Source organism: Ottowia thiooxydans DSM 14619 (genome assembly GCF_000422885.1).
Taxonomy (GTDB): domain Bacteria; phylum Pseudomonadota; class Gammaproteobacteria; order Burkholderiales; family Burkholderiaceae_C; genus Ottowia; species Ottowia thiooxydans.
In genome coordinates this window covers 68,048-81,321 of the sequence record NZ_AUGX01000016.1, presented here as the reverse complement: position 1 = coordinate 81,321, position 13,274 = coordinate 68,048, and the positions used below count along the sequence as shown (strand labels likewise).

The 13,274-nt window shown below is 58.2% G+C and carries 10 protein-coding genes; 8 read left to right on the top strand and 2 right to left on the bottom strand.

What is annotated here, in order from left to right:
- Positions 1–3 precede the first annotated feature (3 nt).
- The 3 genes from G518_RS0115595 (at position 4) to G518_RS0115585 (ending at position 4,370) form a co-directional block, all read left to right on the top strand.
- Positions 4–1,236 carry a CaiB/BaiF CoA transferase family protein gene (locus tag G518_RS0115595; RefSeq protein WP_051236777.1) on the top strand — a complete coding sequence of 411 codons (1,233 nt, stop codon included), beginning with the start codon at positions 4–6 and terminating at the stop codon, positions 1,234–1,236.
- Between the two features lie 331 nt (positions 1,237–1,567).
- Positions 1,568–2,728 (top strand): acyl-CoA dehydrogenase family protein, encoded by a 1,161-nt coding sequence (locus tag G518_RS0115590; protein WP_028603348.1) that lies wholly within the window; start codon positions 1,568–1,570, stop codon positions 2,726–2,728.
- Between the two features lie 202 nt (positions 2,729–2,930).
- Positions 2,931–4,370: an NAD-dependent succinate-semialdehyde dehydrogenase gene (locus G518_RS0115585; RefSeq protein ID WP_028603347.1), complete on the top strand. Its 1,440-nt coding sequence runs from the start codon at positions 2,931–2,933 to the stop codon at positions 4,368–4,370.
- A gap of 270 nt (positions 4,371–4,640) precedes the next feature.
- Here the strand turns inward: G518_RS0115585 and G518_RS41305 are convergent, their stop codons facing one another.
- Positions 4,641–5,564, bottom strand: coding sequence for a hypothetical protein (locus G518_RS41305; RefSeq protein WP_051236774.1), 924 nt, complete (start codon positions 5,562–5,564; stop codon positions 4,641–4,643).
- Positions 5,565–6,468: 904 nt separating this feature from the next.
- Here G518_RS41305 and G518_RS35365 point away from each other — a divergent pair.
- The 5 genes from G518_RS35365 to G518_RS0115555 all read left to right on the top strand — a co-directional run bounded on the left by G518_RS35365 (position 6,469) and on the right by G518_RS0115555 (position 12,230).
- Positions 6,469–7,635 (top strand): hypothetical protein, encoded by a 1,167-nt coding sequence (locus G518_RS35365; RefSeq protein WP_051236772.1) that lies wholly within the window; start codon positions 6,469–6,471, stop codon positions 7,633–7,635.
- A 74-nt stretch (positions 7,636–7,709) separates the two neighbouring features.
- A complete protein-coding gene (locus tag G518_RS0115570) occupies positions 7,710–8,693 on the top strand; it encodes a Bug family tripartite tricarboxylate transporter substrate binding protein (protein WP_028603346.1) in 984 nt (327 codons plus the stop codon).
- 2 nt (positions 8,694–8,695) lie between these two features.
- On the top strand, positions 8,696–10,477 hold the full coding sequence (locus G518_RS38525; RefSeq protein WP_051236770.1) for an alpha/beta hydrolase: 1,782 nt from the start codon (positions 8,696–8,698) through the stop codon (positions 10,475–10,477).
- Positions 10,478–10,683: 206 nt separating this feature from the next.
- Entirely contained in the window at positions 10,684–11,451 is a 768-nt protein-coding gene (locus G518_RS0115560; protein WP_036594875.1) for a YdcF family protein, read from the top strand.
- A 77-nt stretch (positions 11,452–11,528) separates the two neighbouring features.
- Positions 11,529–12,230, top strand: coding sequence for an HAD family hydrolase (locus G518_RS0115555; RefSeq protein WP_028603344.1), 702 nt, complete (start codon positions 11,529–11,531; stop codon positions 12,228–12,230).
- A 124-nt stretch (positions 12,231–12,354) separates the two neighbouring features.
- Here G518_RS0115555 and G518_RS0115550 read toward each other — a convergent pair whose 3' ends face one another.
- Entirely contained in the window at positions 12,355–13,191 is an 837-nt protein-coding gene (locus G518_RS0115550) for a dienelactone hydrolase family protein (RefSeq protein WP_028603343.1), read from the bottom strand.
- Positions 13,192–13,274 lie beyond the last annotated feature (83 nt).

The following is a 13,274-nucleotide window of genomic DNA, read 5'->3' as shown; positions in this document are numbered from 1 at the left end:
CTAATGACAAATGATCACAAAGACGTGAGCAAGAATCAGCATGGTCTTCCTCCCATGTTGCTTCAGGGTATCAAGATCGTCGACTGCTCGACGGTATTTGCCGGTCCTGCTGCGGCTGCCTATCTTTCTGACTTCGGGGCAGAGGTTCTGAAAATCGAGCATCCGGATGGAGATCAAGCTAGATTCTTTGAGCCGGTGCATAACGAAATTTCACTCTGGTCCAAGCTGGTGAACCGGAACAAGCGAAACGTCACGCTGGATTTACACCACGCAGAAGGACAAGAAATTTTCCGGAAGCTGGTTTCCGAAGCGGATGTCGTTGTCGAGAACTTCAGGCCAGGAACGCTAAAGCGTTTCAACGTCGATTACGAGTCGCTGCGCAAGATTAGGCCGAATCTCATCATGCTGCATGTGACGGCGTTTGGTCAGACGGGGCCATACTCCGGCCGTCCCGGTTATGGCACGTTAGCCGAGGCAATGAGCGGCATGGCCCATCTCATTGGCTATCCCGATCGACCGCCTCTGCTGCCCCCGCTTGCACTGGGCGACAACATTGGCGCCATTGCCGGGGCATTCTCGGTAATGATGGCTCTATTCCATCGCGAAAGAACGGGTGAGGGCCAGGAGATCGATCTCGCTTTGGTTGAGCCGCTTCTTGCTGTTCTGGGCATTCAGTCGTTGACACGCAGCGTCACTGGAACCTCCATGCAGCGGCAGGGAAACAGAGTCAACCACCTCGCTCCACGAGGCGCGTGGAAGACTGCCGATGGCTTGTGGATCTCGGTGACGGTGGGTAATGACAGTACCTTTGCCAGTTTGGCTTCTGCGATGGACATGCCTGGCCTCACCGCAGATCCTCGCTTCCTCACTAACAGAGATCGGCTCGCGAACGTCGACGCAATCGAACAAGTTCTTCAGGAGTGGTTCAACCGCACGTCCTACCAAGTGGCCATTGCGGCACTTGAGGCTCATAAAGTCGCGCATGCACCTCTTTACGACGCAGAGCAGCTCCTTGAAGATGAGCAACTGAAAAGCCGGCAGGCGTTCGTTCGGATCGCAGACGATGAGCTTGGAGAAGCGCTCTTGCCAAACGTACTTGCACGTTTCTCAGCAACAGCGGGAAAAGTCCGATTTGCGGGGAGGTCTAAGGGAGCAGACAACGCTGAAGTGTACGGCTCCGAGCTCGGACTTACAGCAGATGATTTGGCGCAGCTGAAGACTAAGGGCGTTATCTAGCGCGTGTTCACACTAAATTCACCCCCGCGCCGGGGTTTGCCGGGTTGCAGTGCGAGGCACGCCGTGCCGCCAAGGTGCGATCCTTGGCAAGAGGCGCAACGCGGCAATGCTGCCCGGCAAACCCCGGCCCGAAGGGTGAGGCTCTAGCAAGCCGCACTCGGCGTTCCAAACCCTCCCCGGGTGTCCAACCCGGCTGCGGTTTGCGCCTTGATTGCGGCTCGCCAGAACCTCACGCGGGGGCAAATCTAGTGTGAACACGCCCTAGTTCACCACACAGGGAAGAGTCGGTGAAGACCAGGACAGTTCGAAACCTATCCGAACGGGATAAAGAATGTCAGTTGATAAAGAAACGTTTGTGATTTTGAAGGATAGCGTCACGCGATTCGTTAGAGAACGCCTCATGCCAGCAGAAGACACAGTTGAAGAACATGATGTCGTACCGGATGACATCGTTTCAGACATGAAGGAGCTGGGGCTCTTCGGCCTTTCGATCCCAGATGAGTATGGTGGCATTGGGCTGACAATGGCGCAGGAATGCGAGATCGCATTTGAGCTGGGCCAAACTGCGCTTGCCTTTCGTTCTGTGATCGGCACGAATGTGGGGATCGGGTCCCAGGGCATCCTGATGGACGGTACTGAAGAGCAGAAGAGAACGTATCTCTCGCGTATCGCAAGTGGTGATCTGATCGTCTCTTTCGCACTGACCGAACCAGATTCTGGATCCGACGCTGCCTCAATCAAGACACGCGCCGAAAAGGTAGGTGATGACTATGTCCTCACTGGTTCAAAGCGATTCATTACCAATGCTCCGCGTGCAGGGGCTTTTACGCTCATGGCTCGTACTGACGGTCCAGGGCCCGGTGGGATATCTGCCTTCATTGTCCCTGCAGATCTGCCCGGAATTTCCTTGGGAAAGCCCGACCAAAAGATGGGGCAACGCGGTACAAAGACCTGTGACGTGCTTCTGGATCAAGTACGTGTTCCGAGCGGGAACGTCATAGGCGGCACACCGGGGCACGGATTCAAGACGGCGATGAAGGTGCTGGATCGCGGACGCCTACATGTATCTGCACTGGCCTGCGGAATGGCACGACGAATTCTTGATGAGAGCATTGCCTATGCAAAACAGCGTCGTCAGTTTGGCCAGCGCATTGGTGATTTTCAGCTTGTGCAGGCGATGCTTGCAGACAGCCAAGCGGAGTTGATAGCAGGATGGTCAATGGTTCAGTCGGTCGCGCGCCGCTACGACAAAAAACCAACGGGTACCTTTGACGCTAACGTCAGTATGGAAGCTTCCTGCGCGAAGATGTTTACTACCGAGATGGTCGGACGCGTGGCGGATAGGGGCGTCCAGGTTCACGGTGGGGCTGGCTACATCAATGAGTACAAGGTTGAACGTTTTTACCGCGACGTGCGTCTGCTTCGTCTCTATGAGGGGACAACGCAAATTCAGCAGCTTGTGATCGGCCGCCACCTCATGAACGCAGCGTAGCTCTGGAAATGACAAAGCACGTCCGCGTGAGGCAACGCGTTACAGCGATTCTCAAACGAGTTTGAGTTCTCCAATGAGGCCCGTCGTTAAACCAGAGTCTCGCTTGGGTTTTGCAGTCACTTGACAAACCTCGACATCAATTCGCAACGCCGTGAATCGACAGCCGAGACTTAATCACCTTGCCATCAGCTTGAAGACACACATGACCTATTCCAACACGCAACTCTTCATCGACGGCAAGTGGCTAGACGCCGCTAGCGGCAAGACGATTGCCGTAGTCAATCCGTCCACCGGCAAGGAACTCGGCCACGTCGCACATGCCAGCAAGGCCGACCTCGACCTCGCTCTGGTTGCCGCACAGAAGGGGTTCGAAACCTGGCGCGACATGACCGCCTCAGCCCGCAGCCAAATCATGCGCAAGGCCGCAGGCCTGCTGCGCAAGCGCGCCGAAACCATCGGCCGCTTGATCACACAGGAGCAGGGCAAGCCGCTCGCCGAAAGCAAAGGCGAGGCCATGGCCGCTGCCGACATCATCGAATGGTTCGCCGACGAGGGTTTTCGCGTTTACGGCCGCATCGTTCCCTCGCGCTTCAACCTCGCCATCCGCCAGATGGTGCTAAAGGATCCGGTCGGACCGGTCGTCGCCTTCACGCCGTGGAACTTCCCCATCAACCAAGTGGTCCGGAAAGTGGCGGCGGCTCTGAGCGCTGGATGCTCGATACTGGTCAAGGCACCTGAAGAAACCCCGGCTGGACCTGCTGGCCTGATCCAGGCGTTCGCCGATTCAGGCTTGCCGCCCGGTGTGTTGGGCCTCGTCTTTGGTGATCCAGCTGAAATCTCAAGCTATCTGATCCCCCACCCGATCATCCGCAAAGTCACCTTCACCGGGTCCACACCAGTGGGCAAGCAGTTGGCCGCACTTGCGGGCCAGCACATGAAGCGCGTGAGCATGGAACTCGGCGGCCATGCTCCGGTGATCGTTGCCGAAGACGCCGACATCGCGCTGGCTGTCAAGGCCGCAGGCGCGGCCAAGTTCCGCAACGCAGGGCAGATCTGCATCTCACCCACACGCTTCCTGGTGCACGAGAGCATTGCTAACGAATTCGGCGCCGCACTGGCCAAGCAGGCGTCGGCGCTCAAGGTGGGTGATGGCCTCACACAAGGCACACAGATGGGCCCGCTGGCCAACCCGCGTCGCCTTACTGCCATAAATGAATTCGCCAAGGACGCAATCGAGCGCGGGGCCGAGTTGCTGTCCGGCGGCGCACGTATCGGTGACTCGGGCAACTTCTTCCAGCCCACCGTCCTGGCCAACGTGCCGATCGATGCCAAGGTCTTCAACGACGAACCCTTCGGCCCGATAGCAGCCATCCGCAAATTCAACACGCTCGAAGACGCGATTATCGAGGCGAACCGACTTCCCTACGGCCTTGCCGGCTACGCCTTCACTCATTCACTGAAGAACGCCGACCTCCTGGCGCGTCGCGTCGAAGTAGGCATGCTCTGGGTCAACCAGTTGGCGCTGCCGTCGGCCGAACTGCCCTTCGGGGGTATCAAGGATTCGGGCTACGGCTCTGAAGGTGGCCCAGAGGCCGTCGACGCTTACCTGAACACTCGCGCAGTATCGATCACCAACGTCTGAGGAACGGATCGGGGGCATATCGGCTACGAATGCGTATCGGAAAGCATTGTGCGTTGGGTGCGTTGGGCGATTTGAGCCTTTAGACGCTTGGCACGCCTTGGACTCGAAAATTCACAATGATTTTCGAGCGATTCAAGCAGGATAACTGAGGCATAGGGTCCCAAGCCAAACCATTTCGCGAGTACTGGTTTGGTCCGGCCGAGATCGTTGGGACGACATCCCCTCCGCCACACCGCGATCAAATCCAGCATCGCAGTGTAAGACTTGAAATCAGGCCCGGGATCTGCTCCGTACAAGAACGAGCGCAGATATCAGCATGAATCCCACCAATGCCGCTAGGCCCCCCACTCCTAAGGTGGGAACCGCTACTAAGGTGGGAACCGCTGCTACGACAGGCGGGGCCGGGTCAGCCCATGAAATGGTGACGGAGCCGTCTACGCCCATGTTGCTCGCTGCGGAGAACACCGTGGTGGCACCGCCTGCCGTGACAGCTAGCGAACCGCCCGCACCGCCACCACCGCCGACTCCACCATCGCCACCGCCGCCATAACCCCCACCACCGCCGCCACCAACAAACCCAGAATTGGCGTCGCCGCCTTTGCCACTGCCTGAACCTGCGCCGCCCGCAGCGCCGTTACCCCCGCTTCCACCAGGCCCGCCATAGCCGGCTCCACCGCTGCCGCCACCGGTGGCGCTAGTGCCTGGCGCGCCATTCGCGCCACCACCGCCATTTCCGCCGGCGCTGGAGCCGTTATCGCCGCCGTTGCCTCCAATGCCGGAGGACCCGAAACCGCCACCACCACCGCCCCCACCAGCAATGATGGTGGGATTGACGCCGCCGCCCAGAGTGACACTGGAGGAGCCACCACCGCCGCCGCCGTTATAGTCCGCCATGCCGGCACCGCCTACGACAATCGAGGCGGTGACAGGGGTTGCCACAGCAAGCTGGGTAACCACCACTTGAGCCCCGTTTCCACCAGACGAGCTGACGCTACCATCGCCCCCGCCCCCACCGACTGCCGTCACGTTGATCGACGTGACGCCAGCAGGAATGGCACAGCTATAAGGCGTTGTGGCCGATGTTCCGGCAGAAGTGAATGCACAACTCCCCGCAAGTGCGGTTTGCCCGAGCATCGCGCCGACAAGAACGACGCCGGTAAGGCCTAAGGGAAGGCGATTGACGGAAACTGCCATTGGATTTTCCTTACGATTGGACGCACCAAAGCTGGCGCAAGTTTTTGTAACTATTGTTGCGAAAATAAAAACATGCGCATCATATACAAAGCAGGAGTGCGAGGCAGGATCGCAGCCAGCCAGGAAGCAGTCGCCTGACTTGCATCCAAGTTCGAAGAAGGCCCGCGAGCAGACACCGTGAAGCTCATTGACTGGTTATTTGTCCCGTCTACGGCGCATCCTGCAGAAGGTGCCCATCGAGGACTCCCTTTAGAGGCGAAACCTCATGGCCCGCAAGAGGGCCCGCAGAAAACGCCCCGAGACGGCTCCTGATCACGGCCTTATAAGAAGTCCTTCGGCTTGAAACTGGCGTGCGGGCACCCTGCCCCGTATTAGTGATGTTCGCCGGAACTTCGCTCGCGATCGCGGACTCGTCGCGAAGACCGCGAGACCTTTCTATCTTTGCTGACAGTTGCTCGGAAGACAGAGAATGCCTGCATTCATTCTGCTCAATGAAAACATCCCAAGTTCAGGATTAGTTAAAGAATTCTGGCCGTCTCGTCTCTGAGGTAAGCCAAGAGCGCCCCATGGATCACGTTCAACTGCGCGTGTGGTTGGAGCCGGCGAGAAATGATTCCAATACTCATTCCTTGTGAGGATTAACCCTTGGGAATCTAATCCATCATTGGCGAATATTGGTGAAATGATGCAGTAAGATGACCTGGGAGGTCAGTATTTTGAAGTGGTCAGTGACGCGGGTCGATTCATGCACGGAGGCATTGCCAATTCACAAACAGAGTTTCACTGTGATTGGGCGGTTGTGTCTTGAGGAACTGTGTTCAAAACACTGACGTAGACGCGGGTCAAGTCGAGGCTTGATGCATTAAAAAATGAAGGCTGAAAACAGCCTCTTGGAGGCTACTGTATGGACAATGTCGGTTCACTGCCGGAAGGAATCAGCATCAGATTGCCTTCTGGATCAGACGCCGATCACATGTACTACCAGATCACCCGAGTACTGTCGGGACTGGGAGCGTTTGAGTGGTGTGAAAGGGAGCCCCTGTACTTGGCGCAAGGTCGAGTCCTGCGTCTGCGCTTGAAGGAACGCCATTTCACTACGTTAATGCCAGCACATGACACGCTGGAACTGCGCCAGCGGCTAACCCAGTCTACAGACCTTGGTGGCGATGATCTGCTGCTGCTTGAGGTGTGGGTGGCCCTGCTCGGTGCGCCGGTCAGGATTGATTTTGCAGACCTCGAAGAACTGCAAGCGCATGTGCGAATTCGGTGCAACATTGCCCTAGCCGCCGAAAAAACTGCGCTTGCATTCAAAACCGATGCAGCAGAAAGACCCAGCGCTTTCTGGCACGATGAGCCCGATGTAGGATTCTTGCTCAAGCCACAGGTCAGCCTGACGGATGCACTGATCGCCGCAACGCAGCCCGATATTACCGGGCGGCTATATGACTTTTCTTGTTATCGCGCGACCGAATACGTCATTTTGCTTGGCATCGCACAGGAAACTCAGAACTCGCGGCCAAGCCTGTACGAGCTGCTACAGAATACTGCCAGGACGCGATGCATCAAGTCTGGTTTATTTCATGAGGTTTTTCTTTCCGAATACGGCACTGCTGACGCGCCTATACCCATGAATTATTATGTTCCGGGGGATCGGGTGTGGTTCAAAAATCCCGATGAACGCTCATCGGATACCCCTGGATATGAAGGCTCCTGGACCATCTACCTTGGCGGCGGATGGTTCGGCAATTTCTGGAAGCGAAATACCCCTTACACGCTCCAAGACAAAATGATGGAGATCTACCATTGGCGCGACTGTGCTTATCTCGACGACCAACGGATGCTGCAAATGGATGAAAATCTGGTAGATGCCAAAGTTGCAGCAACGCAACTTAATCCGGTGAGGCAGCAACAGGTTTTCACTCAAATGTTGCGTTACCGAGATTTGACCGGTATTTACCGCGAGGGAGGATGCATCGATTCCAGTCGGGAATTTCCGAGAGAGCTTTCAAGTATTAATGAATCTCTGGTAACGGGAGAATCACTCGTTCGTGCAAGAGCGGTCCAAACCTGAGGTACAACTGCTTCGTTTAGCGCATGTTAATTTCGCTGAGCGTTCTGCACGCCAGCTTACCCAGAGAGCCCACCATGACCTTGTACAAAGCTTCCCTGACCGCGGTGCTGCTGGCCGCGTCCGCATTTCAGATGGCATTCGCGCAGGACGCAGCCCCGTACCCGACCAAGCCCATACGCATCGTCGTGCCTTACCCGGCGGGTGGCGGCCTCGACGTCCTGTCGCGCGTGATCGGCGAGCGCCTGGGGCGCGCCCTGGGCCAGCCGGTGCTGGTCGACAACAAACCTGGTGGCGGCACGCTGTTGGGTGCGGAGTTTGTGGCGCGGTCCGCTGCAGATGGCTACACGCTGATGATCACGACCGACTCCACCATGACCATCAACCAGCACCTCTATGCCAAACTGCCCTATGACCCGGTGAAAGACTTCACGCCCATCACACAGTTGGTGCTACTCAACCAACTGTTACTGGCCAACCCCGCGGTGCCAGCCAACAACTTGAAGCAACTGATTGACTATGCCAAAGCCAACCCGGGCAAGCTCAATTACGCCTCTTACGGCAGCGGCAGCCAGCCGCACCTGGCGATGGAAACGCTCAAGGCCCAGACCGGCATAGACATCTTGCATGTGCCCTATAAAGGCATTCCGCAGGCGGTGCCAGCGGCGGTGGCGGGTGAAGTTCAGCTAACGTTTTCCGGCGCGGCGTCATCGCAGGCATTCATCAAAGCCGGCAGGCTGAAGGCGCTGGCCGTCGGCGGCAAAAAGCGCATGGCGCTGTTGCCCGATGTTCCGACCTTTGCGGAGTCCGGCTTCCCGGATGTACCGGCCAACGCCTGGTTTGGCCTGTTTGCCCCAGCGGGCACGCCGCACGGGATTGTGATGAAGCTACATGCAGAGGTGACCCGTATCATGAAAGATCCGGAGTTTATACAGAAGGAAGTCGTGGCCAAGTCCTATGACCTTGTGGCCAGCACACCAGAAGAATTTGCGGTTTTTTTAGTGGGCGATAGCGTGCGCAACATGCGCGCAGTGAAAATCTCTGGCGCTAGAGTCGAATAGCCGTGGCAAATCGCGTAGCGGTTTCGGCTGCCGCTGTCTGGCGTGCATACGACCAGGCTGAACTTGATCGCCAGTACAACAGCCGGGGCACGGTGCCGGATGTCAGCATTTACTTGAATGAATACGCCAGCCGCACGGCTGCAGCCAAAGCGTCTCTGCGCTGTGTTGAAGACATGGCCTATGGCGATGGCCCCGATGATAGGCTCGACATTTACCAAGCCCTGACGCCAAACGCACCGGTGATGGTGTTTCTGCATGGTGGCGACTGGCGTGCCCTGTCCAAAGAAGACAGCGGGTTTGCCGCACCGGCTTTTGTGGACGCAGGCGCGATGTTTGTGGCACTCGACTTCACGCTGGTGCCCGCAACCACCTTGCCGGAGATGGGCGCGCAGGTCAGGCGCGCTTTGTACTGGGTATGGAAGAACATTGGGGCACATGGGGGTGACCCGAGTCGAATCCACATTGCCGGGCATTCATCAGGCGCTAATCTCGTCGGCCAGTTGCTCATGACCGACTGGGTGAAAGACTTCAGTGCTCCCGCAGACCTCGTCAAAAGCGCAGTGTTCATGAGCGGGCTGGGTGATCTGGAGCCGGTGCGCCTGTCGTTTCGCAACGAGAAGCTGGGCCTCACGCCAGACCTGGTGGCCCAGGTGTCGTTGCTGCGGCACGGTGCAGTGGCCAGTTGCCCGCTGCTAGTAGCTGTGGGTGGGCATGAAACCACTGACTACCTCAGGCAAAGCCGTGAGGTGGCGGACTATTGGAAGGCGCTGGGCGGGCAATCCACCTTGATGGCGCTAACTGGCCGCCATCATTTTGATGCAGTGCTCGAATGGGCTGACCCGGCCAGCGCACTTTTTACTGCTCAGCTTGTCTTGATGGGTTTGGGTCGCGCGGCAGGTGCGGCGACCCCTGCAGTGTGGCTGGGCATGGACCAACCCGCACTTGACGCGTCCTACAACCAGGTCGTTTACGCACCCAACCAGGCCGAGGTGTTGCAGCGCTATGCCGACAACAGCGTGGCAATGCGCAGTAGGCTGGGTGAGCCGCTGCGATTTGCCTATGGCGACAGCGCCATTGAGGCGCTTGACGTTTACACCACCGACAAAGCTGATGCGCCCGTGGCGATCTTCATTCATGGCGGTGCATGGCGCGCTGGCCTTGCCTGCAACTATGCCTTTGCGGCTGAACTGTTTGTGCGCGCCGGTGTGCACCTGGTGGTGCCGGACTTTGCCGCGGTGCAGGATGTTGGTGGCGATCTTACCGTCATGGTGGCGCAGGTCAGGCGGGCGGTGGCCTGGGTGCACTGCCATGCAGCGCGCTTTGGCGGCGATGGGCGGCGTGTACACGTGCTGGGCCATTCTTCGGGCGCGCACCTGGCGGGGGTAGTGCTGACCACCGACTGGGCCGGCGAGTTTGGGCTGCCGCCTGATTTCATCAAGAGCGGGCTGTGCTGCAGCGGTATTTTTGACCTGGCACCCGTGCGGCTGTCTGCGCGCAGCAGATATATACGTATCACCGAAAATTCAGAGCAGGCGTTTAGTCCGCAGCGCCATATCGCGCATCTCAATGCGCCACTGGTCGTGGCGTGCGGCACGCTGGAAACGCCCGAATTTTTGCGTCAATCGCATGACTTTGCGGCGGAAGTTGCAACGGCTGGCAAGCCCGTGCGCTTGGTAACGGCCGAAGGCCTCAATCATTTTGAGATCATTGAGACGCTGGCAGATGCCGACAGCCCGCTGGGCCGTGCCGCTCTGGCGCACTTAGGCCCCAATGGTCTGAGTTAAAGCCGTAGTCTCGGCGCTTTGCCAACAGACAAAAAGCTGGCGTTGACGCCCATAGGATCCATGAAAGTGAATTGAAGGGCGATGCTGTGGTTGCGAGATCAGTGGCGCCCACCTCCAAGCGCAGCCGCATGCTTCTGGAGTGATTTGGCAAACTGCTTCGTGTGACAAGTATTCACGGTGATTTTGAGTAATTGATATAAGGACTGATGAGATACCTGATAGCTATCGTGAGCTTGATATTGGTGGCCTTGGGAGTTGCGCCGCTGGTCACCGGGAATTTGCATTTGGGTGTAGTCGTCCCGCTTGCGCTGGGCATGAGTGGTTTGCTGCTGGTATGGCGCTGGCGGGCGGTGCAATGCTGGCGTGCAGCAACACCTTGGCGCGCTTGGCTCTGGCGCGCTGGTTGGAGTGCGTTGGCGCTCTGGTGCGCTAGCGTGGCTTGGTTGTGGGCTGTAATTGCTGGCCTGGGCTCAGATCCGCAAACCGCTCCGCCGGTAGTGGCTATGGTGGTGCTGGGCAGCGGCACGCAAGACGGTCAACCGCGTGCACCACTCGCCTTGCGGCTGGATACTGCGGCTGAACTGGCGGCGGCTCAGCCCCGGGCTGTCGTTGCTGTCAGCGGCGGCGTGGATTTTGGCGAAAAAGAGAGCGAAGGCATCATCATGGCGCGCTATCTGGCGGCCAAGCATGGGCTGACTCAGAACGCCTTGGTCGTGGAAGAAGTCAGCACCAGTACTGAACTCAACCTGGCGCTAACCAAACCTCTGCTTGAACAACGCGGCGTGGATATGAACCAGCCGATTGCTGTTGTGAGCAGTGACTTTCACCTGTGGCGTGCCTTGCGGATTGCCAAGCGCCAAGGCTATGCTCAGCCAATTGGCGTGGGCGCGCCTACGCCGCCTATCATTCGTTTCAATGTCTGGCTAAGAGAGTACTTTGCCGTGGCCAGCAGTTGGGTTTTGGGTGAGTGGTAAGGCAGTGCGATAGCCCGCTCGCACATGCACAGCGCCTCACTGGAGCCCAACGCCGACATCTGCGGTATTCTGGAGTCATGCTTGACACCACGAAAATTCGCGCCATTTCGCTCGATCTTGACGATACCCTCTGGCCTATCTGGCCCATTATCGAGAAGGCTGAAGCAGCGCTTGATACTTGGCTATTGACGAACGCGGCAGCAACACGCGAACTGCTCCGGGACGTTGAGAAGCGCCAAGCGATTCGCCAAAAAATTGAGCAAGACAACCCTCAACTGGCCCATGACCTCGCCTCATTACGACGTGAAGCCATTCGGTCCGCCCTGCTCTGCGCTGGTGACGACGAGTCGTTGGCAGATGCGGCCTTTGACGTGTTCATGAACATGCGCAATGAGGTCGAACTGTACGAAGACTCCCTGGAATCGCTCCAGTACCTTGCGGGTCGTTTTCCATTGATTGCGGTCTCCAATGGCAATGCAGACCTTGGCCGGATTGGCTTGTCGCATCTCTTCCGTGGCGCCCTTGCCGCGGGCAAGTTCGGCGTGGGAAAGCCCGACATTCGTATTTTTCAGGCGGCGGCTGATGTGGTTGGCGTTCCGCTAGAAAACATACTGCACGTTGGTGACGATGCCTCGCTGGATGTGCTTGGCGCACACGCTGCAGGCATGAAAACGGCATGGGTGAACCGCGGTGACCACTCTTGGACTCACGAGGTGGCGCCAGACCTGCAAGTCACGAACTTGCATGAGCTCTGCGCTTTGTTCAAGCAACAACCGTAGCGAACCGCGACCTCATAAAGCCGATTCGGGCATCTAAAAAGAGTGCGGATCTTCGCTATGCGCATGACCACACCCAGGCACCAAGGTGCCGGGTGGGTGCGCAAGTTACCTTCTTAGATCAGGCCTATGCGTTGCTAAGTGTCGCCAGCAGGCGCGTCCAGGCGCGTTCTGATTGGGCGACATCGTAGACCCTGGAGTCCGGCGGGCACCAGCCGTGCGCTGCGGGATATACCTCCACCTCGGATTTCAGCTTTGCGCTGTCGAGCGAGGCACGCAGGGTATTTTTGGCTTCTGGCTCTTTGGTGTCGTCGTTCTCCGCAATCGCGATCAAGTAGCGCGCTTTAGTCTGAGCCACCAAGCGATGCGGGCTTTCCGGCGCAGCCGTCACCATGGCTGCGCCATGGAAGGAGGCCACGGCGCCCACGCGGTCCGGTGCTACGGTGGCAGTACGTACCGCAATCGGTCCGCCCATGCAATACCCACTGGTGCCGAGCTTCTTCGTTTTGTCTACCTCGGCCTGGGCATCCAACCAGGTGACGAAGGTTTTGCCATCGCTCAGGTGCATGGCTGGCGTCAGGGCCTGCATCAGCGGCCTCACTTCTTCGATCGGCGTCTGGCCACCTTGTGCAGCGGTGGGCGCCTTTTTCTGCCGGTAGAAAGGGTTGACCACCAGCACGCTGTAGCCAGATTCGGCCAGCCGCCGCCCCATCTGCCTGAAGGCTGGACGCAGGCCAAACACGTCTGGCCATATCAGCACGCCAGGCGCGGAGCCCGACGTGGGTGCGACAAAGTACGCGTCACAAACGCCGTCAGGCGTGGTGATGCTCACCTCGCGCTCAGATACAGCCACGGCGTTGGCCACGCTGGGCAGCGCGGCCAGCAGGCCGGCGGATGCGGCCCACGTACCAAAGTCGCGGCGGGTGTATTTGCTCTGCTCTTCCTGGTCATTCACATCGCACATAGGTGGTTCCTTCGTTGGGGTCAGATCACACCGCAGCTTATGCCACGAATCACGACTGCCAGCAAGAGCGCTCTTCTTTCCAG

Excerpts from the sequence above, each read along its gene's own strand:
- G518_RS0115555 (WP_028603344.1), top strand. The coding sequence starts at position 11,529 with ATGCTTGACACCACGAAAATTCGCGCCATTTCGCTCGATCTTGACGAT.
- G518_RS0115560 (WP_036594875.1), top strand. The coding sequence starts at position 10,684 with ATGAGATACCTGATAGCTATCGTGAGCTTGATATTGGTGGCCTTGGGA.
- G518_RS41305 (WP_051236774.1), bottom strand. The coding sequence starts at position 5,564 with ATGGCAGTTTCCGTCAATCGCCTTCCCTTAGGCCTTACCGGCGTCGTT.
- G518_RS0115585 (WP_028603347.1), top strand. The coding sequence starts at position 2,931 with ATGACCTATTCCAACACGCAACTCTTCATCGACGGCAAGTGGCTAGAC.
- G518_RS0115595 (WP_051236777.1), top strand. The coding sequence starts at position 4 with ATGACAAATGATCACAAAGACGTGAGCAAGAATCAGCATGGTCTTCCT.
- G518_RS0115570 (WP_028603346.1), top strand. The coding sequence starts at position 7,710 with ATGACCTTGTACAAAGCTTCCCTGACCGCGGTGCTGCTGGCCGCGTCC.
- G518_RS0115550 (WP_028603343.1), bottom strand. The coding sequence starts at position 13,191 with ATGTGCGATGTGAATGACCAGGAAGAGCAGAGCAAATACACCCGCCGC.
- G518_RS35365 (WP_051236772.1), top strand. The coding sequence starts at position 6,469 with ATGGACAATGTCGGTTCACTGCCGGAAGGAATCAGCATCAGATTGCCT.
- G518_RS0115590 (WP_028603348.1), top strand. The coding sequence starts at position 1,568 with ATGTCAGTTGATAAAGAAACGTTTGTGATTTTGAAGGATAGCGTCACG.